This window comes from uncultured Methylobacterium sp., from assembly GCF_964251405.1.
GTDB lineage: Bacteria > Pseudomonadota > Alphaproteobacteria > Rhizobiales > Beijerinckiaceae > Methylobacterium.
Genome location: NZ_CAXUJR010000001.1, coordinates 64941 through 85588, shown reverse-complemented (window position 1 = coordinate 85588; position 20648 = coordinate 64941). Strand labels below are relative to the sequence as shown.

Annotated in this window: 23 protein-coding genes and 1 pseudogene; 14 read left to right on the top strand and 10 right to left on the bottom strand. The window is 66.8% G+C overall.

The genetic code is table 11. From position 1 onward, the window contains the following. Positions 1 to 252, top strand: a pseudogene (locus tag ACFE7U_RS00435) (modification methylase); the annotation flags it as partial. A 7-nt stretch (positions 253 to 259) separates the two neighbouring features. On the opposite strand, the gene ACFE7U_RS00430 reads toward ACFE7U_RS00435, so the two are convergent. Next, positions 260 to 1546, bottom strand: a complete 1287-nt coding sequence (locus ACFE7U_RS00430; protein WP_375407750.1) for an A/G-specific adenine glycosylase — start codon at positions 1544 to 1546, stop codon at positions 260 to 262. Between the two features lie 130 nt (positions 1547 to 1676). Between ACFE7U_RS00430 and ACFE7U_RS00425 the strand changes: the two genes are divergently transcribed. The 10 genes from ACFE7U_RS00425 (at position 1677) to ACFE7U_RS00380 (ending at position 8249) form a co-directional block, all read left to right on the top strand. Further along, complete coding sequence (locus tag ACFE7U_RS00425; RefSeq protein WP_375407749.1) at positions 1677 to 1958, top strand: TM2 domain-containing protein; 282 nt, start codon at positions 1677 to 1679, stop codon at positions 1956 to 1958. Between the two features lie 67 nt (positions 1959 to 2025). After that, complete coding sequence (locus ACFE7U_RS00420; protein WP_375407748.1) at positions 2026 to 2511, top strand: DUF721 domain-containing protein; 486 nt, start codon at positions 2026 to 2028, stop codon at positions 2509 to 2511. Positions 2512 to 2603: 92 nt separating this feature from the next. After that, positions 2604 to 3266: a DsbA family protein gene (locus tag ACFE7U_RS00415; protein WP_375407747.1), complete on the top strand. Its 663-nt coding sequence runs from the start codon at positions 2604 to 2606 to the stop codon at positions 3264 to 3266. Positions 3267 to 3669: 403 nt separating this feature from the next. Next, positions 3670 to 3864, top strand: a complete 195-nt coding sequence (locus ACFE7U_RS00410; protein WP_375407746.1) for an AtpZ/AtpI family protein — start codon at positions 3670 to 3672, stop codon at positions 3862 to 3864. Between the two features lie 89 nt (positions 3865 to 3953). Then, positions 3954 to 4709 carry a F0F1 ATP synthase subunit A gene (locus tag ACFE7U_RS00405; protein WP_375407745.1) on the top strand — a complete coding sequence of 252 codons (756 nt, stop codon included), beginning with the start codon at positions 3954 to 3956 and terminating at the stop codon, positions 4707 to 4709. 90 nt (positions 4710 to 4799) lie between these two features. Further along, on the top strand, positions 4800 to 5027 hold the full coding sequence (locus ACFE7U_RS00400; RefSeq protein ID WP_018044493.1) for a F0F1 ATP synthase subunit C: 228 nt from the start codon (positions 4800 to 4802) through the stop codon (positions 5025 to 5027). A gap of 107 nt (positions 5028 to 5134) precedes the next feature. Then, entirely contained in the window at positions 5135 to 5698 is a 564-nt protein-coding gene (locus tag ACFE7U_RS00395; protein WP_375407744.1) for a F0F1 ATP synthase subunit B', read from the top strand. 77 nt (positions 5699 to 5775) lie between these two features. Then, a complete protein-coding gene (locus ACFE7U_RS00390; RefSeq protein ID WP_375407837.1) occupies positions 5776 to 6261 on the top strand; it encodes an ATP F0F1 synthase subunit B in 486 nt (161 codons plus the stop codon). 291 nt (positions 6262 to 6552) lie between these two features. Then, positions 6553 to 7485, top strand: a complete 933-nt coding sequence (locus ACFE7U_RS00385) for an ABC transporter ATP-binding protein (RefSeq protein WP_375407743.1) — start codon at positions 6553 to 6555, stop codon at positions 7483 to 7485. A 2-nt stretch (positions 7486 to 7487) separates the two neighbouring features. Further along, positions 7488 to 8249 carry an ABC transporter permease gene (locus tag ACFE7U_RS00380; RefSeq protein WP_375407836.1) on the top strand — a complete coding sequence of 254 codons (762 nt, stop codon included), beginning with the start codon at positions 7488 to 7490 and terminating at the stop codon, positions 8247 to 8249. 378 nt (positions 8250 to 8627) lie between these two features. On the opposite strand, the gene ACFE7U_RS00375 is transcribed toward ACFE7U_RS00380, so the two are convergent. Further along, complete coding sequence (locus ACFE7U_RS00375; protein ID WP_375407835.1) at positions 8628 to 9392, bottom strand: alpha/beta fold hydrolase; 765 nt, start codon at positions 9390 to 9392, stop codon at positions 8628 to 8630. A 118-nt stretch (positions 9393 to 9510) separates the two neighbouring features. On the opposite strand from ACFE7U_RS00375, the gene ACFE7U_RS00370 reads away from it, so the two are divergent. Further along, the gene (locus ACFE7U_RS00370) at positions 9511 to 10341 is read left to right on the top strand and encodes an FkbM family methyltransferase (protein ID WP_375407742.1); all 831 of its coding nucleotides are present in this window, start codon (positions 9511 to 9513) and stop codon (positions 10339 to 10341) included. Between the two features lie 6 nt (positions 10342 to 10347). Here the strand turns inward: ACFE7U_RS00370 and ACFE7U_RS00365 are convergent, their stop codons facing one another. Together ACFE7U_RS00365 and sfsA are read right to left on the bottom strand one after the other, a co-directional pair. Further along, complete coding sequence (locus ACFE7U_RS00365; protein ID WP_375407741.1) at positions 10348 to 10779, bottom strand: cupin domain-containing protein; 432 nt, start codon at positions 10777 to 10779, stop codon at positions 10348 to 10350. An 86-nt stretch (positions 10780 to 10865) separates the two neighbouring features. Next, positions 10866 to 11573 carry a DNA/RNA nuclease SfsA gene (sfsA, locus tag ACFE7U_RS00360; protein ID WP_375407740.1) on the bottom strand — a complete coding sequence of 236 codons (708 nt, stop codon included), beginning with the start codon at positions 11571 to 11573 and terminating at the stop codon, positions 10866 to 10868. Between the two features lie 103 nt (positions 11574 to 11676). On the opposite strand from sfsA, the gene ACFE7U_RS00355 reads away from it, so the two are divergent. Further along, complete coding sequence (locus tag ACFE7U_RS00355; protein ID WP_375407739.1) at positions 11677 to 12426, top strand: competence/damage-inducible protein A; 750 nt, start codon at positions 11677 to 11679, stop codon at positions 12424 to 12426. A 74-nt stretch (positions 12427 to 12500) separates the two neighbouring features. On the opposite strand, the gene ACFE7U_RS00350 is transcribed toward ACFE7U_RS00355, so the two are convergent. Beyond that, positions 12501 to 12680 (bottom strand): hypothetical protein, encoded by a 180-nt coding sequence (locus ACFE7U_RS00350; protein ID WP_055884212.1) that lies wholly within the window; start codon positions 12678 to 12680, stop codon positions 12501 to 12503. Between the two features lie 258 nt (positions 12681 to 12938). Here ACFE7U_RS00350 and ACFE7U_RS00345 point away from each other — a divergent pair, with 258 nt between their 5' ends. Continuing rightward, positions 12939 to 13823 (top strand): outer membrane protein, encoded by an 885-nt coding sequence (locus ACFE7U_RS00345; protein ID WP_375407738.1) that lies wholly within the window; start codon positions 12939 to 12941, stop codon positions 13821 to 13823. Positions 13824 to 13948: 125 nt separating this feature from the next. Here ACFE7U_RS00345 and ACFE7U_RS00340 read toward each other — a convergent pair whose 3' ends face one another. The 5 genes from ACFE7U_RS00340 to ACFE7U_RS00320 form a co-directional block, all read right to left on the bottom strand. Then, complete coding sequence (locus ACFE7U_RS00340) at positions 13949 to 14383, bottom strand: heme-binding protein (RefSeq protein WP_375407737.1); 435 nt, start codon at positions 14381 to 14383, stop codon at positions 13949 to 13951. Positions 14384 to 14538: 155 nt separating this feature from the next. Beyond that, positions 14539 to 15513 carry an HpcH/HpaI aldolase/citrate lyase family protein gene (locus ACFE7U_RS00335; RefSeq protein WP_375407736.1) on the bottom strand — a complete coding sequence of 325 codons (975 nt, stop codon included), beginning with the start codon at positions 15511 to 15513 and terminating at the stop codon, positions 14539 to 14541. A gap of 51 nt (positions 15514 to 15564) precedes the next feature. Further along, entirely contained in the window at positions 15565 to 18324 is a 2760-nt protein-coding gene (locus ACFE7U_RS00330; protein WP_375407735.1) for a phosphoenolpyruvate carboxylase, read from the bottom strand. A gap of 232 nt (positions 18325 to 18556) precedes the next feature. After that, positions 18557 to 19450 (bottom strand): succinate--CoA ligase subunit alpha, encoded by an 894-nt coding sequence (gene sucD, locus ACFE7U_RS00325; RefSeq protein ID WP_375407734.1) that lies wholly within the window; start codon positions 19448 to 19450, stop codon positions 18557 to 18559. Between the two features lie 18 nt (positions 19451 to 19468). Continuing rightward, positions 19469 to 20647 (bottom strand): malate--CoA ligase subunit beta, encoded by a 1179-nt coding sequence (locus tag ACFE7U_RS00320; protein ID WP_375407733.1) that lies wholly within the window; start codon positions 20645 to 20647, stop codon positions 19469 to 19471. Position 20648 lies beyond the last annotated feature (1 nt).

Genomic DNA, 20648 nt, shown 5'->3' with positions numbered 1-20648 from the left:
CTCGAAGCCGGCCATATCCGTGCCGGCGAGACCCTGACCGACGCCCGCGGGCGCCATTCCGCGATCGTCCGGCCCGACGGCACCCTGATGGCCGGCCCGGCGATGGGTTCGATCCACAAGATCGGCGCCCTCGTCCAAGGACTTCCGGCCTGCAATGGCTGGGATTTCTGGCACGCCAAGCGCGACGGCCGGCCGGTCGTGATCGACGTCTTCCGTGGCAAGATGCGCGCCGCGATGGGCTCGGCGGCCTGAACCGCAGCTAAGGTCGCCGTGCGCGAGCCTTCGGGCGCTTGCGCGTCGGCGCCGCTCTTTCCGCCTCCGGGACCGTGTCCAGTGGGTCCGGTTCGCCCTGAGCCGCGGCCTGGATGCGGGGTTGCGGTTTCGGAGCCGGTCGGACCGTGATCACCGGCTCCATCGTCAGGAGAGGTGTCGAGCCGGCCTCGCGCCTTGGGCGTCCACGAGGCGCCTTCACCGCCTCAGGTTTCGGATCGAGGGCGTGAGCGATCACCTTCAGCATCACACCGGGCAGCGGTTCCGCGCCGAGGTCGCGCCTCGGCGTGAACCTCATGCCGACGGGTATCGATGCGCCGAGGCCCACGCGTGCGGAGAAGACCGTCAGCTCCAGCGGGAAATGCGTGAAGACGTGGCGCACGATGCCCGGCAGCCGTTTCCAGCGCGCGTCGAAGGGTGCGTCGAGGAGGGCGCGGCTGGGATCGTAATCGGCAGCCCAGTCGCTGGTCGGCGGCTCCGCCATCGAGCCGAGCAGGCCCTCCGGGGGGCGGGTGCGCAGGAGAATCGCCTCGTCGCCGCTCCGGATCGCCACGAAGGCCGAACCCCTGCGCAGGACGCCCGGCACCTTCTTGGTCTTGCGCGGGAACGTCTCCTGCAACCCGAGCGCCCTCCCTCTGCAGGGGTGCATCCAGGGACAGAGTGCGCAAGCCGGGCGCTTCGGCGTGCAGATGGTGGCGCCGAGATCCATGACGGCTTGCGCGAAGTCGCCGGGTCGCGCGGCTGGGACCAGATCCTGCGTCAGCGTGCGGATGACCGGGCGCGCGGCGGGGATCGGCGTCTCGATGGCGAAGAGCCGGGTCACCACCCGCTCGACATTGCCGTCCACTGCCGCTTCCTGCCGACCGAACGCGATCGCCGCGATGGCGCCGGCCGTATAGGCGCCGATGCCGGGAAGCTTGCGCAAGCCGTCGAGGGTGTCGGGGAAGGCACCGGCAGCGGCCACCGCCTTGGCGCAGGCGTGAAGGTTGCGGGCGCGGGAATAGTAGCCGAGGCCGGCCCAGGCCGACATCACCGCCTCCTCGGGGGCCTCGGCGAGGGAGGCTATGTCGGGAAAGCGTGCCAGGAAGGTCGCGAAATACGGCTTCACCGCCGCGATCGTCGTCTGCTGCAGCATCACCTCGGAGAGCCAGACCCGGTAGGGATCGGGCGTCTCACCGGCGAGCGACCGCCAGGGCAGGACGCGGCGGTGCCGGTCGTACCAGGTCAGGAGGTCGGTGGCCTGGGGCCGGGGAATCGACGCGTCGGGCGCTGGCATGCGGCACGGTCCATACGCTCAAGCCATCGGCCGGTCCAAGGGCAACGGTCTCCGCCACGTGCGACCCTCGACCCCTGCGCTATCGCCGTGATAGCCAAGCTCGACCGAACGGGCGCGAGGACAGGCCGGCATGCTCACGACCCAGGACCGCATCCTCATCGAGACCAGGGTTACCAACGACGGTCCGAGCGTCGCCGTCGCCTACGGTTTGTGGTTCTTCCTGGGCTTCCTGTCGGGCCACCGGTTCTATCTCGGCCGCCCGGTATCGGCGATCCTCCAGATCCTGTCCTTCCTCGTCCTGATAGGCTTCGTCTGGCTCCTGGTCGATGCCTTCCTGATTCCCGCGATGGTCCGCGAGAAGCAGGCCGAAATCCGCGATCGCCTGACTGTCGAGGCCGGGGGCGGAATCTAGCCGGGTCCCGCTTCGGCTCCCGCCCGCGTCGTGATACCTTGGCTTTCCGTCGGAGACAGGACATCCCATGGCGCGGGTCAAGCCGCTGGCGGAATTGCTCGAAGCCTGCGTCGGCAAAGCCTTCGCGGCACAGGGATTCGCCTCCACCGATATCATCGCCGCCTGGCCCGACATCGTCGGCGAAAGCCTGGGCCGCTTCTGCCAGCCGTGCAAAATCGAATGGCCGCGTCGCAAGCGCGGCGAGGAAGCGGGCTGCCCCGACCCCGGAACGCTGATCGTGCGCGTCGAGGGGGTGTTCGCCCTCGAATTGCAACATCTCGCGCCGGTGGTGATCCAGCGGGTCAACGCCCATTACGGCTGGGCCTGCATCGGCCGGATCGTCATGCGCCAAGGCCGGATCGAGCGTCCCATGCGGCGTCCCTCTCCCGCACCGATCGATCCCATCCGCCGCGGCGAAGTGGCGCTTGCGGTGTCCCGGATCGCCGACGAGGGCTTGCGCGATGCCCTGGATCGCCTCGGGATCGCGATCGTGGCGGAGCCGGCGAGGCGCTGAAGCGCGCACCTGCGCCTTGTCAGGCGGGCTCGGGGATTCTACCGCAGGCGCAACGAGCCTTGCGGTTCGACACGCCAGTGGAGCCCAAACTCATGATCACCCGGCGCGACGCCCTTAACCTCACCGGCCTCGCCATCGGCGCCGCCGTCCTTCTACCTCGCCTGTCGCTCCAGGCTCTGGCGCAGGACGCCTCCGCCCCGAACCTTTCCACCCTGATGGAGCCGGGGCCGCTCGGCGACGTCTGGCTCGGGCCCAAGGACGCGAAGGTCACGATCATCGAATACGCCTCGTTGACTTGTTCGCATTGCGCGGCCTTCCATCGCCAGACATGGCCGGCCCTGAAGGAGCGCTACATCGATACCGGCAAGGTCCGTTTCACCCTGCGCGAATTCCCGCTCGATCCGCTCGCCACGGCGGCCTTCATGCTGGCGCGCTGCGACGGCGAAGCGAAATACTATCCGATCACCGACCTTCTGTTCGACCAGCAACAGGCCTGGGCCTACGTCCAGAAGCCGCAATCGCCCGTCGACGCCCTGGAGCAGATGCTGCGACAGGCCGGCTACTCGAAGGACAAGTTCGAGGCCTGCCTCAAGGACCAGAAGATCTACAGCGCGGTGAACGCCGTGAAGCAGCGCGGCCTCGACGTTTACAAGGTCGATTCGACGCCGACCTTTTTCATCAACGGCGAACGCTTCAAGGGCGACATGTCGATCGACGGCATGGAGAAGATCATCAAGCCGATCCTCGGTGCGTGAGACGCGATCCGCCGACGATCTCGGCCCTGCGAAATCACCATCGCAGCCATGCTGCAGACGATCTGCCGAAAGCACCGGCAGAAGCGCGATTTCTCGATGTGGAACAAGAGCTTAAGTCGATCGTGCGGCGCCTTGACACTCAAGGTGGGCGAAACTATGGTGCGCCGCGCTTAAGGGGCGGTCTGGACGGTTCCCCTCGCTCTCGCCAATGTGAGTTTTCGCCGTGAGCGGCAACGAACCAAGCGACGAGCGTGGGACATCGTCGGGCGGGAAACGGGACGATGACCTCGCCGCGAGGCTCAAACGTCTCGAGACCCAGATCGAGCGGAAGCAGCCTGGTTCTGTTTCCGCCCATTCGTCGCGTCCGGGTTCTTCGACCGGGCCTTCGCCCCTCGGCCAAGCGATGCGACTCTCGACGGAGTTCATCGCGGGCGTCCTGGCGGGGGGCATTCTCGGCTGGATGTTCGATCGCTACCTCGGGACGAAGCCCTGGGGTCTGATCGTTTTTCTGATGCTGGGCTTCGCGACCGGCGTCTACAACGTCATGCGTGTTTCGAGCTCGCTCTCGAAGACGTCGAAGAAGGACCGGGCTCCTTAGACGGAGGCCGGATCGGGTCATCGCCGCGCAATGGCGATGAGAGTTGCAGGCGCGGGTCGTGCCGGGTTTCGTAGAGGACGGGAGCGGCAATGGCCGTAAAGATGGATCCGATCCACCAGTTCGAGCTGAAGCCGCTGGTCTCGTTCGGGCATATCGGGGGCCAGGAGATCGCGTTCACGCAATCGGCCCTCTACATGTTTGCGGCGGTGGGGATCATCGCCCTCATCACGATCGTGGCGACCTCCAACCGGTCCGTCGTGCCGGGCCGGATGCAGTCCATGGCGGAGGTCTTCTACGAGTTCATCGGCTCGACCCTGCGTCAGTCGGCCGGCCACGGCAGCGAGCGCTTCATGCCGCTGATCTTCTCGCTCTTCATGTTCGTGCTGGTGCTGAACATGCTCGGCATGGTGCCCTACGCCTTTGCCGTCACGAGCCACATCGTCATCACCTTCGCCCTCGCCTTCCTGGTGATCACCACCGTCATCGTCTACGGCTTCATGGCCCACGGCACCGGCTTCCTGAAGGTGTTCGTTCCCTCTGGCGTGCCCGGCTGGCTGATGCCGATGATCGTGGCCATCGAGATCGTGTCCTTCGTCTCGCGGCCGATCAGCCTCGCGGTTCGTCTCTTCGCCAACGTGCTCGCCGGCCACATCGCCCTGAAGATCTTCGCGGGCTTCGTGCCGGCGCTGCTCGCCGCGGGCGCCTGGGGCGTGATCTCTCCGCTGCCGCTGGCGCTCAGCATCGCGGTGACCGCGCTGGAGTTCCTGGTCGCCGGACTGCAGGCCTACGTCTTCGCGACGCTCGCCTCGATCTACCTGAGCGATGCCCTTCATCCCGGCCACTAGCGGCCGGCGACCTCCCTTCCGTCCCCGGTTCGCGGTCGCGGCCGGATTTCCTCTCCACGCAACGTACGCACCGACCTTAGGAGCAATTTGATGGATCCCTTAGCCGCCAAGTACATCGGCGCCGGCCTGGCCTGTCTCGGCATGGCGGGTGCCGCCATCGGACTGGGCAACCTCTTCGGCCAGTTCTACGCCGGTGCACTGCGCAACCCCTCGGCCGCCGACGGCCAGCGCGGCAACCTGCTCCTCGGCTTCGCCCTCACGGAAGCGCTCGGCATCTTCTCGCTGCTCGTGGCCCTTCTGCTCCTGTTCGCCGTCTGATCGACGACGGTCAGCCGATTTCTCGGACGGGCGGACCGGCCTTCGGGTCGTTCCCGCCCGTCCGACGTGAAGCACTGCTCGCGCAAGACGTTTAAGCGAAGGACGACATGGCTCAGCCGGCCCAACCGACCGCCCCCCATCAGGCCACCGTCGTGGTGCCGGATTCAGAGCATGGCGGCGGATTTCCGCCATTCGAGACACATACATTCCTGTCCCAGCTGATCTGGCTCGCGATCGCCTTCGGGCTTCTCTACTATCTCATGGACAAGGTCGCGCTGCCCCGCATCCAGGGCATCCTGCACGACCGCGCAACACGCCTTTCCAAGGATCTCGACGAGGCCAACCGTATGAAGGCCGAGGCCGAGGCCGCGGGTGCGGCCTACGAGAAATCCTTGAACGATGCCCAGGCGAAGGCCCGCGCCATCGCGGGCGAGACCCGCAATGCGCTCGCCCAGGAAACCGACGCCAAGCGCAAAGCGCTGGAAGCCGAGCTCAACGATCGTCTGGCGGCCTCCGAAGCGACCATCCGGTCGCGCACCGCCGAGGCGATGGGCAGCGTCCGCGGCATCGCCTCCGAGACGGCGTCTGCCATCGTCGAGCGGCTGATCGGCCACAGCCCCGACCAGGCCGCCCTCGACCGGGCGCTCGACAAGGCCGCCGCGGCCCACTGACCGGACCGGTTTGGCTGATGAGTTTCGCACCCGGTTCGACCGGCCGGGTGCCATAGGATGGTGGGACGACGAGCATGTTGTTGGAAGCTGAATTCTGGGTCGCGATCGCCTTCGTCCTGTTCATGGTCGTAGTCTGGAAGGTCGGCGGATTCGACCAGCTGACCAAGGGCCTCGATGGGCGGGCAAAGCGCGTGCGCAGCGAACTCGACGAGGCGCGTCGCCTGCGCGAGGAAGCGGCCGGCGTACTCGCCGATTACAAGCGTCGCAGGTCTGACGCCGAGCGCGAGGCCGAGGACATCGTGGCCAGCGCCCGCGCAGAGGCGGAGCGCATCGCCGCCGAGAGCCATGAGCGCCTCAACGACTTCATCGCCCGCCGCACCAAATCGGCGGAGAACAAGATCGCCCAGGCCGAAGCCCAGGCGACCGCCCAGGTCCGTGCCGCCGCCGCCGATACGGCGGTGCGCGTCTCCGAGGTCATCCTCAAGGACCGCATGCAGGGCGACGCGGCCCAGGATCTCGTCCGCCTCAGCCTTGGCGAGGTGAGGAACCGCCTCCGAGCCTGAGCGGCTTAACGGACTTAGGAGAGCCGCCTTCGGGCGGCTTTTTTCGTTCTATTGACCCGAACCCATTTGTCAGACACGCGGGTCTCTCCTTCCCCACAAGTCTCGTGCTTGCCCGCGACCCGCAATCAGGGTGCCCAAGTCGGCCGGGGCAAACTTGAGTGTGGCGAGGGAAGGCACGAATTGCGATCGGCCGAATCGTGATCCGGCCGGCGATCCGTTCGCGCTTCGGCATGCTATAGGCCGCCCGCACGATCACCCAATGCCCGATCGCGCCCACGCCGCGGAGAAACGATGCCGTCGATCATCTCGATCGCCAACCTGTCGAAGGTCTACGCCACCGGCCACCAGGCCCTGCGCGACGTCAGCCTGGAGATCCGCAAGGGTGAGATCTTCGCGCTCCTCGGCCCGAATGGCGCCGGCAAGACCACGCTGATCAACATCGTCTGCGGGATCGTTACGCCGAGTGGAGGCCGCATCCTCGCCGATGGCCACGACATCGCCAAGGATTACCGGGCCGCACGCAAGGCGATCGGCCTCGTCCCGCAGGAACTCACCACCGACGCCTTCGAGACAGTGTGGGCGACGACGAGCTTCACCCGCGGCCTGTTCGGACTGAAGCCGGACCCCGCCCATATCGAGCGCGTCCTGCGCGACCTCTCCCTGTGGGACAAGCGTGACAGCCGGATCATGACCCTGTCGGGAGGGATGAAGCGCCGCGTGCTCATCGCCAAGGCGCTCTCTCACGAGCCGCGCATCCTCTTCCTCGACGAGCCCACCGCCGGCGTCGACGTCGAGCTTCGCCAGGACATGTGGCGGCTGGTGCGGACCATGCGCGACAAGGGCGTCACCATCATCCTCACCACCCATTACATCGAGGAGGCCGAGGAGATGGCCGACCGGGTCGGGGTGATCGCCAAGGGCGAGATCATCCTGGTCGAGGAGAAGGCCGAGCTGATGCGCAAGCTCGGAAAGAAGCAGCTCACCCTCCAGCTCCATGGCCCACTGACCGCCCTGCCCGCTTCGCTGGGGGGCCATCGCCTCGATCTCGCCAATGACGGACGTGAGCTGACCTATACCTACGATACCCAGGCCGAAGAGACCGGCATCCCGACGCTGCTGGCCGACCTCGCCGCGGCCGGCATCTCCGTGAGCGATCTCTCCACCCGCCAGAGCTCGCTCGAAGACATCTTCGTCGACCTCGTCAGGACCAGCGCAGCGGCATGACCATGAACTGGCCGGCAGTCGGCGCAATCTATCGATTTGAGATGGCGCGCTTCTGGCGCACGGCGCTGCAGAGCATCGTCGCCCCCGTCATCGCGACCTCGCTCTATTTCGTGGTCTTCGGGGCGGCGATCGGCTCACGCGTCACGGCCGTGGACGGAGTCGCGTACGGCGCCTTCATCGTGCCGGGCCTGATCATGCTCTCGCTCCTGACGCAGAGCATCGCCAACGCGTCCTTCGGCATCTACTTCCCGCGCTTCGCGGGCACGATCTACGAGATCCTCTCGGCCCCGGTCTCGCCGTTCGAGATCGTGCTCGGCTATGTCGGGGCGGCGGCGTCGAAATCAGTCCTGATCGGGCTGATCATCCTCGCCACCGCGACCCTGTTCGTGCCCTTGCGGATCGAGCACCCGGTCATGATGGTGGTGTTCCTGCTGCTGACCGCCGTGACCTTCAGCCTGTTCGGCTTCGTCATCGGCCTGTGGGCGGACGGGTTCGAGAAGCTTCAGCTCGTCCCCCTCCTCGTGGTGACGCCGCTGACCTTCCTCGGCGGCAGCTTCTACGCCGTCGACATGCTGCCGCCCTTCTGGCGCGCGCTGAGCCTGTTCAACCCCGTCGTCTACCTGATCAGCGGGTTCCGATGGAGCTTCTTCGGCAAGGCGGATGTCAGCCTCGGGATCAGCCTCGGCATGACATTGCTGTTCCTGACCTTATGCCTCGCCGCCGTGACATGGATCTTCCGGACGGGGTATCGGCTCAAGAGCTGACGGTTTCCACCACGGCGCGATGACGTGCGATGTCGGGCAAGGACGTCCTCGCCTCGGGAATGATCGAGGGCATGGCAGGGTGCCTAGGCCATCTCGATGGATTCCTTGCGGGCGGCTGATTGCCGGCTGCGACGTGGATCCGAATCGCAACGTCATCGTCCGACGTGAAGCCAGACCCCGGAGTGCGCCGATGTCCGCGTCACGCGACCTCGGCGACCGGTTCACGATCCGGCGCGCCTTCCCGCTAGGTTTCGAGCCGCTCGCGCTGCTCGTTCGGTTTGCCGAATAGCTCGGCGGCCGTCGGTGGGAAAGCGGCTCCGCAGCCGGAACGATGGGTGCCGGACTGGCTTCCGCTGGGCGCAGGCACCCGACCGATGGTCAAGGCCGCTCCGCCAGGAACGCCAGCACACCCTGACGATGGCCCTTGTCGCCGACCGCTGTGCTGTGATCGCGGTTGGGCAGGTCCACGGCCTTGGCGTTCGGCATCAGGGCTGCAAGCGCCGGCCCGGAGCCGGCCACGGTGTCGAGGGTGCCCACCGTCACGAGGGTCGGAACCTCGATCTGCGCCACCTCGGCCCGCGACAAGGTCTGGCGCGAGCCCCGCATGCAGGCGGCGAGCGCCCTGAGGTCGCTGCGGGTCTGCTCGGCGAACATCCTGAAGGCCGCCGCGGTCGGGTTGGGTGCCGGCGTGCCGGGCGGCGCTTCCAGGGCTTCCGAGATGCCACTTGGCAGGCCCTTGCCCTCGACGAGATGCAGGCCGAGGCCGCCGAGCAGCAACGAGCGTACGCGCGTCGGTTCGTCGAGGGCCAGATAGGCGCCGATACGCGCGCCCATCGAGTAGCCCATGACGTCCGCTCGGGCGATCCCGAGATGGTCGAGGAGGCGGCGGGCATCCTGCGCCATGAGGTCGGAGCCGTAGGCGTCCGGATCGTAGAGTTTCTGGCTTTGGCCGTGGCCGCGGTTGTCGAACGCGACCACCCGGTACCCGGCCTGGGTCAAGGTCCGCACCCAGAGCGTGTTGACCCAGTTGACGGCGTGGTTCGACGCGAAGCCGTGGATCAGCAAGACCGGATCGCCGCTCCCGCCTTCCGCGGGAACGTCGATGAAGGCGATGGCGACGCCGTCGGAATCGAATTGCTGCATGGGCTCCGGCACGTCCTCGCATCCCCTCGCAGGTGACTGATCCCGCTGCCTATCACGCCCGCAGGCCTCGGCAACCACGCTTGCCCCCGGCCGCACCGGCTGGCATCACCCGGCCGTCATGAAGAATACCCAGCCATTCGGTTTCTACGCCCCCACCGGCCTCGTCGCGCGGCTTCTGGCACGGACCGGTACGATCTCCAGCGCGAGCTGGACCGGGCGCCGCCTCGCCCTGTTCCTCCGCCGGATCGGGATCACCCTGCTGCGCGGCCAGCCCCTCGACGTCGAGCGCTACGGCGCGAAGATGCGGCTGCACCCCTACAACAACAACTGCGAGAAGAAGGTGCTGTTCACGCCGCAATTCTTCGATCTCGAGGAACGCGCGATCCTGAAGGAGCGCCTGCCGCAGGGCTGCACCTTCCTCGACATCGGGTCCAATATCGGTGCTTACGCGCTCTTCGTCGCCGCCTTCGCGGGACCTCGCGCCCGCATCCTCGCCATTGAGCCGCAGCCCGACGTCTTCGATCGCCTGACCTACAACATCGCGCAGAACCCGTTCGCGACGATCAAGGCGGTCGCCTGCGCGGTCGCCGACAAGGCCGGAGAACTCACGCTCTTCGTCGATCCGCGCAACCGAGGCGAATCAAGCCTCAAGATCGTCGGCACCAACGAGAGCGCCCAGATCCGCGTGCCTGCCGTGACGCTGCTCGGCCTCGCCGAGAGCGAGGGCATCACCAAGATCGACGCGATCAAGCTCGACGTCGAGGGCGCCGAGGACTTGATCCTGGAGCCGTTCCTGCGCGAGGCGCCGAAAAGCCTGCATCCGACCCTGATCCTGGTCGAGAACGGCACCGACCAGTGGCAGGTCGACCTCTCCGCGCTCCTCGAAGGCCACGGCTACCGCCGCATCGCCACGACCCGGCTGAACCTCGTCTTCGAACGACCGGCCTGAGCCCGTTCAGGTCTCTACGCTGCCCCGCTCGTTGAGCTCGCGGTCGAGGTCGGGCAGGAGCACCACGCTCTCCTGCTCGTTCGGGTCGGTTCGGGCGATCACCGCCACGCATGGTACGCTGTCGCTCGGATTGTAGGGCCGATGCGGTACGCCGGCGGGGATGTAGAAGAAGTCCCCTGCCCGCACCATGGCGTGGTGTTCCAGGGCCTCGCCGTACCAGCAGCCGGACTCACCGCTGAGCACGTGGATGGCGCTCTCGTGGGCCTCGTGCTTGTGCGCCTTCGCGCTCACGCCTGGGGGCAACGTGACGAGTTGCATGTGCAGGCCCCTGGCGCCGACGCTCTCGGCCGAGATGGCGACGGCGTAGTCGAGGCCCTGTTTTCCGGTGAACGGCTCGCCAGGCTGGACGAGCCGGCAGGTTGGGGCGATGTCGCTCATCAGGCAGTTCCCGATGCTCACGGGTGAGGGCTGTCCAAGCACCGCAAGATCGGCCAGACCTCGTCCCCGTGCAAGTCTTGATACCTTCAGGTGACGGTGATCTCCTCGGCGACGGTGATCTCCTCGCGCGTCACCCGGCAGCGATAGGCGTGGACCGCCACGCCCGCTCCGCGGGCCGCCTGGAAGGCCCGGTCGAAGGCCGGATCGAGGTCGCGGGCGACGTCGAATCGCTCCGCCTGCATCTGCACCACGACGATCACCATTGCCCGACCACCGTCTGCGACCACCTGCGCGAGATCGTTCATGTGCCGGGCACTGCGGGCGGCCACGCAATCCGGGAATTCCGCGAGACCGGCATCCCGCATGAGGTGGCAGTTCTTGACCTCGACATGGCAGGGCGGCAGGCCATCGCCCTGCGCCAGGAAATCGACCCGGCTCGCCTTCGCGTAGCGCACCTCGGGCCGCAGCACGGTATATCCGGCAAGCGGCGCCAGACGCCTTTCATGAAAAGCCTCCGCCACAAGGGCGTTCGGGCGCATCGTGTTGATGCCGACCCATTGCCGGCCGCCGGGAAGGTCCGCGTCGACGAGTTCCCACGAGTACCCGAGTTTTCGCGATGGATTCGTCGAGGCCGAGAGAAGCACCCGGTTGCCGGGCGCGTTGAGGCCGAGCATCGCTCCGGGATTGGCGCAATGGGCCGTGATGACGGTCCCGTCGGCGAGTTCGACGTCGGCCAGGAAGCGCTTGTAGCGCTGCACGAGGCGCCCTTCGATCAGCATCTCGGGAAGTCGCATCGGTGGCGGTGTCGCGGGTTCCGGGATGGGAGGGACGGGCCATAGCCAGCATGCGTCCCTCGCGCTAGGTCGAAGGCATGCTTCCGAGACGAGCTGGGACCCAATGACCACGACAGCCCCCGTCACCGCCGCCATCCTCGTCATCGGCGACGAGATCCTGTCCGGGCGGACCAAGGACAAGAACATCGGCACCATCGCCGATTACCTCACCGCGATCGGCATCGACCTGCGCGAGGTCCGCGTCGTGCCGGACGAGAAGGATGCGATCGTCGAGGCGGTGAACGCCCTTCGGAGCCGCAACACCTATCTCTTCACCACGGGCGGCATCGGCCCCACCCATGACGACATCACCGCCGATTGCGTCGCAGCCGCCTTCGGCGTGCCCATCGACGTCGATCCGCGCGCCAAGGCGATGCTGCTGGAGCGGCACAAGCCGGAGGACCTGAACGAAGCGCGGCTGCGCATGGCCCGCATCCCGCAGGGCGCCGACCTCGTGGCGAACCCGATCTCCAAGGCGCCGGGATTCCGCCTCGGCAACGTCTTCGTGATGGCGGGCGTGCCGGCGATCATGCAGGCGATGCTCGACGAGATCGGCCCGACCTTGGAGACGGGAGCGAAGGTACTCTCCGAGACGATCGAGGCCGGCAACCTGCCCGAGGGTGCCTATGCGGGGGAACTCGGCGCCATCGCCAAGGCAAACGCGGCAGTGTCGATCGGGTCCTACCCGTCGATGACGCCGAACGGCTTCGCCAACCGCATCGTGGTGCGGGGACGTGACGAGGAGGCGGTCCGGCAGGTACGGGCCGCGATCAGCGAACTGGTGGCCCGGCTCGGCGGTGGGACCCCGGCCTGATCGCCGATCCTCCTTTGCGGGGGGCGAGCCTCACCGTAGGTTTCCGTCTTATCGTTATTCGCCTGGTGAGGACCTCAAGCCCGAACCACGGGCTTCGCCTTCACCGCAGCGGACAAGGCCTTGAGCTGGCGGTTGAGGTCGGCGAGCTCGTTCAACGCGATGGTCTTGTGGCCGTCCTTCACCGCGCGTTCGATATCGCTGACGTGGACGCTCGCCATGCGCTTCAGCTCGGCGGCGAGTTGATCACGGGTCATCGGCGCTCCTGCCAGGGCTCATGGGATAGTTCGATCCTGATAGGGCAACAGGCTTAACCGGGCGTTGTCGAGCACCCGCCGCGAGACCGGCGCCTCGCGCTCCGTGTTGTCCCGTCAGCAACACCTTTGCACGATTGCGGCAATTGCCGGGCAAAGCGGCAAACGTTCCGCCGGTTGGTGTTGCATTGTAGGCATAGGGTGAGCACCGGAACACGAATACTCTGCGCGAGAGATGGGCTCTTCTGGATAAACATCGTCATGTTCACCAAGCTCTTCATGGCCGGGACTGCAGCGATGCTTGTCGTCGGCGTCGCCTCGGCCGCCGATCTGCCGCGACGCGAAGCGCCGCCGGCCGTCTTCACACCGATCCCGGTCTTCACCTGGACCGGTTTCTATGGCGGAACGCACAGCTCCTACAGCTTCAGCGACAGCCAGCAGATTCGCACCGTCGGCAACAACAATGGCGCCGGCGGCATCACCAACACGATCGGCAACGTCCAGACGTTGCGGCGTCCGCCGAGCATTCGCTCCGAGCAGGACGGTTTGGGGAATTTCGGCGTCGGCGTCGGTTACAATTATCAGTTCACGCCAGGCTCGGGCTTCGTCGTCGGCGTCGAGGCCGATTGGACCTGGACCGACCTGCGGAAGAACTACCTCTATCTCGGCCCCGCCCTGGCGGCGAATAACGGCATTCCCGATCCGAGCTCGTTCCGGCAGGGCCTCAACTGGCTCGGCACGGCACAGGGGCGGATCGGATACGCCTTCGACCGCGTCCTGGTCTACGGCACCGGCGGTTTCGCCTATGGCGACGTGAACTACAACGCGAAGTTCTACAACGGCGCCCTGAACCTCGCCTATCTCGGCCGCAATGACGGGATCGAGACCGGCTATGTCTATGGCGGCGGCATCGAATACGCGATCCCGACCGACAGCTTCCTGAATCGGTTCAACTTCATCGGCAACTTCCTCGGCGCCAGCGCGATCACGCTCAAGGCCGAGTACCTGCGCTACGACCTCGGCAGCCGCAACGTGAGGGTCGCCTCCACCGGCCTGACGCCGGCAACGGGCTCGTACACGACCCGCTTCGAGACAGAAGGCAGCATGGTCCGGGCCGGGTTCAATTATAAGTTCGGCGGCTTCTAGACCCACACCGGCGGTGCTTCGAACGCCCGCCGCGCGAACCGGGCGGAACGAAAAAAGAGGGGCGTCCCCACATGGAACGCCCCTCTTTTTTATGTCGCCGGATCAGGGCCGGCGACCCGCTTGCCTCAGGTGCGCCAGGGATGAGCCGGCAACTCGGTGGAGCCGACGGCGCTGGCCCCGGCGAGGGCGACGGAGTGGTCGTTCTCGACCGTCGAGCCGCTGACGCCGATGGCGCCCGACATCACGCCGTCCTTGTCGACGATCGGGATGCCGCCCGGGAAGGTGATGAGACCATCGTTGGAATGCTCGATGCCGAAGAGCGGGCCGCCCGGCTGGGAGAGCTGGCCGATCTGGCCCGTCATCATGCCGAAGAACAACGAGGTCTTGGCCTTCTTCTGCGAGATATCGATAGAGCCGACCCACGCATCGTCCATCCGGTAGAACGCCTTGAGGTTACCCCCGGAATCGACGACGGCGATGCACATCTGCGTGCCGAGTTCCACCGCCTTTGCGCGGGCGGCCTCGATGGCCTTGTGGGCATCTTCGATGGTGACGTGCATTGTCGTTTCTCCGTTGAGGCTGTGAAGTCGTTCGGCGTAGCGCCTTCAGTGCCGTCACTGTGGCAACGATCGACACCGGTATTCGGTGCTGACACGGCAACGGCCGCCTCCTCTCGGAAACGGCCGTTGCCTCGGTCGTCGGACCATGGATGCGATCAGTTCGCCGTCATCGCGTTGGCCTTCTCGATCAGTGCCTCGGCCATGCGGATCGACGCGATGTCGATGAGGCGCCCGTCGAGGGAGACGGCGCCCTTGCCGGCCTTGGCGGCGTCTTCCATCGCGGCGAGGATGCGGCGGGCCTTGTCGACCTCGGCAGGCGACGGAGTGAACACCTCATTGGCGAGATCGATCTGCGAGGGGTGGATCGCCCACTTGCCCTCGTAGCCGAGCGCGGCGCAACGGCGAGCCGCCGAGATGTAGCCGTCCGGATCGGAGAAATCGCCGAACGGCCCGTCGATCGGGCGAAGCCCGTAGGCGCGGCAGGCGACCATCATGCGGGCCTGGGCGAATAGCCACGGGTCCTGCCAATGGGTCTGGCGGTTGCCGGCTTCGTCCTTGTCGGTGAGCACGCTGTAATCGTGGTTGACGCCGCCGATCACCTGCGAGCGGGCGCGAGTCGAGGCGGCGTAGTCGGCCACGCCGAAGGACATCGCCTCGAGGCGCTTCGAGGACGTCGCGATCGCCTCGACATTGGCCATGCCGAGGGCGGTCTCGATCAGCACCTCGAAGCCGATCTTCTTCTCGCGCTTCTTGGCCTGCTCGATCTGCGTGACCATCACGTCGATCGCGTAGACGTCGGCCGGGACACCGACCTTGGGGATCAGGATCATGTCGAGGCGCGGACAAGCTTCGACGATATCGACGACATCACGGTACATGTAGTGGGTGTCGAGACCGTTGATGCGGATCATCATGGTCTTGTTGCCCCAGTCGATCTCGTTGAGCGCCTGGATGATGTTGGTGCGGGCCTTCTCCTTGTCGTCGGGAGCGACCGCGTCCTCGAGATCGAGGAAGATGACGTCGGCCTTCGAGGTCGCCGACTTCTCCATGAAGGTCGGGTTGGAGCCGGGGACGGCGAGTTCCGAGCGGTGGAGGCGGGGCGTCGCCTGCTGGATCAGGGTGAAGCTCATGGGTGTTCCTTCCTGTTGTAAAGCGATGTCTGGCGGCCGAGGCTCTTTCCTCTAGCCCGTAGCGCCGAATCCGACGGCGATGCAATTGATCGAGAGCAGCAGCGCGGATTTCACCGCCTCGCGCTTGTCCTCGTCCTCCTCGGCGCGGAAGCGGCGCAGCAGCTCGACCTGCTCACGGCTGACCTGGTTGATGGTCGGCAGCCGACCGTTGAGACGGTCGCGGAACAGCGGGAAACGCTCCGCGAGCTCGCGGTCGCCGCTGACCCGCAGGGCCATTTCCCGGGTGAGTTCGTACTCGGCCTCGATCAGCGGGAAGATGGCGTTGCGCGCCGCCTCGTCCGGCACGAGGCCGGCATAGTCTTTGGCGATGGTGAGATCGACCATGAGCAGGGTCTTCTCGACCTCGTCGAGGATGAGACGGAACAGGCGCGATTCGGCAAAGAGCCGCTTCAGCAGCGCCTCGCCCTGCGCCCCGCGCACGTCGAGGAAGCTCTTCAGGCTGGAGCCGACCCCGTACCAGCCGGTGATGACGTGGCGGTTCTGCGACCAGGCGAACACCCAGGGGATCGCGCGAAGATCGCTCAGGGATCTTGCACCGAAGCGGCGGGCCGGCCGCGAACCGATATTGAGGAGCGCAATCTCGTCGAGGGGACTCGCCGCACCGAAATAGGTGACGAGGTCCGGGTGCTGGATCAGGTTGACATAGGCCGCGCGCGACGCCCCCGAGAGCGCTTCCAGGGCGTCATCGAACTCGTTGCGCGGGAGCTTGGCCGCCTCGCGCTCCGATTTCAGTGCGTGGGCGAAGACGCTGGAGGCCAGAAGCTCCATCTGGTAGGCGGCCGTGCCGCGGTTGGCATATTTGAACGAGACGACCTCGCCCTGCTCCGTGGTGCGGAAGCGCCCATTGATCGAGCCCGGCGGCTGGGCCGCGATGGCGCGCGCTGTCGGTGCGCCGCCCCGGCTCACCGAGCCGCCGCGGCCGTGGAAGAAGGCGATGGGCACGCCGCAGGCACGCCCGAGTTCGGTGAGCTTGCCCTGTGCCTTGTACAGCTCCCAGTTCGAAGCGACGAAGCCGCCGTCCTTGTTCGAATCCGAGTAGCCGATCATCACCTCCTGCACGCCGCCCTGCCAGCGTGTGGAGCGGCGCACCACGGGGATCGCGAACAGTTCCTTCATGATCGCGGGCGCGGCGCGCAGATCGTCGATGGTCTCGAACAGCGGCACGATCGGCAGGCAGCAGATCTCGGTGCCGGCCGCGTCGAGGAAGTTGCCGGCTTCCTTGGCGAGCAGGTAGGCCCCGAGGATGTCGGGTACCGAGCGCGTCATCGACAGGACGAAGGCACCGAAGGCCTCGCGGTCGAGTTGCTCGCGCATCTCGCCGACGAGCGCGAACGTCTCCAGCGTCTCGCGGGCGTCGTCGGGCAGGTCCTCGAAGGTACGCTCGCCGGACCTAGGCTTGGCGAGTTCGGCGAGCAGCCACTTCTTCCACTCGGGCGAGTCGAGATCGGGGGGCGTCTTGTTCTGGCCGTTGGCCTGATGCCAGAGCGCGTGCAGGGTCTTCGTCGTGCGGGTCGTATTTTCGCGAAGATCTAGGCGCACGGTGGAGAAGCGGAAGATCTCGACCATCCGTCGCACCGGCCGCACGAGATCGCGCGCCAGCGACGGGCACTTCGCGTCGATCAGCCCCTGCTCCAGAATACGCAGGTCGTTGATGAGGCCGTCCGCGCTCGGGTAGTCGGGGTCGGTCGAGCGCAGGCCCTTGTTGCGGGCGATGGTTGCTTCGAGCTTGCGCAGTACGCAGGTGAGGTACTGGCGGTAGGCCTCGCCTGGGTTGCGATTGGCGATGGCCCGCCCGTCTCCGCTCTCGACGAGGCGATGAGCCAGTTCCTGCTTGAACGAGGCCGGCACCGGCAGCGAACGCTCCGCCAGCGAGAGCGTGCGGCCGAGCGCCGTGACGCCGTCGCGGTAACGCCGCAGGGAGGCGAGGGCATTGCGTTGCAGGGTGGTGCGGGTGACCGAGGCCGTGACGTAGGGGTTGCCGTCGCGGTCGCCGCCGATCCACGAGCCGAACTGGAAGAAGGCCGGCACCTCGAATTTTTCGTCCGGGTAATACTCGGCCAGGGATTCCTCCAGCGAATACAGCACCTCCGGCAGCATCTCGAACAGGGTCTCGTCGAAGAAGTGCAACCCCCAGGCGACTTCGCGCTCGACGGTGGCCTTCTCCAGGTGCAGCTCGCCGGTCATCCACACGAGCTCGATCTGGTCGCGCAGCTCGCTCATCAGGCCGTTGCGCTCGCGCTCGGTCCAGCGCGGCAATTCGAGCTCGCGCAGGACGAGGTAGATGCGCCGGAACTTCTCCAGCACCGTCACGCGCTTGCCCTCGGTCGGGTGCGCCGTGATCGTCGGCCGGATGCGCAGGTCCTTCAGGAGCGCGTGGATCTCGGGCGCCTTGATGCCGTCCTTGACTGCATCCGCGAGCACGGCGCTGAAGCTGCCGGTGAGGTCCGCCCGGCCCTTCGTGCGCTCCACCTGCCGACGGCGGCGCATGGCGGCGTTCTGCTCGGCGATGGAGAGGAGCTGGAACCAGATCCCCTGGACCTGGAGGGCGCGGGCCAGCAACTCGGGGGTAAAGGTCGAGATGTCGGCGCGCCCGTGCAGCACGTCCTCGAGTTCCGGCTCGTGGCGGCGGGCGACGTCGAGGAGCGCGTGGAACAGGATGTCGAGCGCCTCCTTCGACGAGGTGCCGGTGATCACCGGCGGCGCGAAGGTCTGATCGGTGGCGCCGAGGGGGGCGTGAAGGGTGTCAGTCATCGGATGGCCACCTCGGTTGGGGTCGGTGCGATGGCCGCATCGCTCCTAGGTCGCATGGCACGCCGTCGGCGCGCGCTCCCCTCCCCCTTGCGGGGAGAGGTTAGGGGTTGGGGTTGGCGCAGAAGGCACCGCGCGAGCCTCATCCGGACTCACCCCCACCTCCCTACTCCTCCCCGCAAGGGGGAGGAGAGGTGTCACGTGCGGACGGCGTCGAGCCGTCGTCCTATGCCGGTCACGCCGCGAGCTTGCCCATCACGTCCGCCACCGTGGAGCCGAACTCGCCCGGGCTCGGGGCGACGGTGAGACCATACGAGCGCATGATCTCCGCCTTCTCGGCGGCGCTGTCGCCGGTCGCCGAGATGATCGCACCGGCGTGGCCCATCCGGCGGCCCTTCGGAGCGGTCAGGCCGGCGACGAAGCCGATCACGGGCTTCGACATGTTCTCCTTGATCCAGGCCGAGGCCTCGGCCTCCTGCGGGCCGCCGATCTCGCCGATCATCAGCACCGCCTTCGTCTCCGGGTCCTGCTCGAACAAAGCGAGGTGGTCGAGGAAGGACGAGCCGTTGATCGGGTCGCCGCCGATCCCCACCGAGGTCGAGATGCCGATGCCGACCGCCATCATCTGCGCCGCGGCCTCGTAGCCGAGCGTGCCCGAGCGCGAGATCACCCCGACATTGCCCTTGAGGTAGATGTGGCCGGGCATAATGCCGAGCATCGACTTGCCGGGCGAGATGATGCCGGCGCAGTTCGGGCCGACCACCATCGAGCGGCGGTCCTTGGGGTAGCGCATGAGGTAGCGCTTCACCCGCATCATGTCCTGGGCCGGGATGCCGTCGGTGATGGAGCAGATCAGCTTGAGGCCGGCATCGGCCGCCTCCATGATCGCGTCGGCGGCAAACGGCGGAGCCACGAAGGTGATCGAGGTGGTGGCCCCGGTCTGCTTGACCGCCTCCTTGACGGTGTTGAACACCGGCAGGCCGAGATGGGTCTTGCCACCCTTGCCCGGCGTGACGCCGCCGACGACGTTGGAGCCGTACTCCACCATCTCGCGGGCGTGGAAGGTGCCCTTGTCGCCGGTGATGCCCTGGACGATGATCGGGGTCTTCTCGTCGATCAGAATGCTCATGATGCGGTCTCCCCGACCCTAGTGCTTGCGCTTGGCGGCGTCGCAGGCCGCGACCGCCTTGGCGGCTGCGTCGGACAGGCTGTCGGCGGTGATGAGGTCGAGCCCGCTCTCGGCCAGGATCTTCCGGCCCTCCTCGACATTCGTTCCGGCCAAGCGGACGATGAGGGGAACGTCGATCTTCACCTCCTTCGCCGCCTGGATCACGCCTTGGGCGACCCAGTCGCACCGGTTGATGCCGGCGAAGATGTTGACCAGGATCGCCTTCACGTTGCGGTCGGACAGCACGAGCCGGAACGCCGTGGCGACCCGGTCGGGGCTCGCGCCGCCGCCGACGTCGAGGAAGTTCGCAGGCTCGCCGCCCGCGTGCTTGATCATGTCCATGGTCGCCATGGCGAGCCCGGCGCCGTTGACGATGCAGCCGATCTCGCCTTCGAGGCCGATATAGCTGAGATTGTGCTCGGCGGCCTGGGCCTCGCGCGGGTCGCCCTGCGAGGGGTCGTGCATGTCGGCGATGTTGCTGCGCCGGAACATGGCGTTGTCGTCGAAGGACATCTTGGCGTCGAGGGCCAGCACCCGGTCGTCCTTGGTCACGACGAGGGGGTTGATCTCCAGCATGGTGCCGTCGCAATCGCGGAACGCCCGGTAGGCGTTCATGATCGTCTTCACGGCCGCCGAAACCTGCTTGATGTTCAGTCCGAGCTGGAACGCGATCTCACGCGCCTGGAACTGCTGCAGGCCGACCGCCGGTTCGACGACGACCTGGATCAGCGCCTCGGGTTCGTTCGCCGCGATCTCCTCGATATCCATGCCGCCGCGCTGCGAGGCGATGACGCGTACGCGCTCGGTCTTCCGGTCGAGCACGTAGCCGAGATAGAGCTCGCGCTCGAACGGGTCGGCGGTCTCGACATAGACCCGTTGGACCGGCTTGCCTTCGGGTCCGGTCTGGAGGGTCACGAGCCGCTTGCCGAGGAGGTCCTTCGCCGCGTCGCGGACCTCGTTGTAGGTCCGGCACAGCTTGATCCCGCCGGCCTTGCCGCGGGCACCGGCATGGATCTGGGCCTTCACGGCCCAGAAGGAGCCGCCGAGTTCGGTGGCGGCGTAGACGGCCTGATCCGGGCTGAACGCCACCGCACCCTTGGGAACCGCGACGCCGAACCCGGCCAACAATTCTTTGGCTTGGTATTCGTGGACATCCATC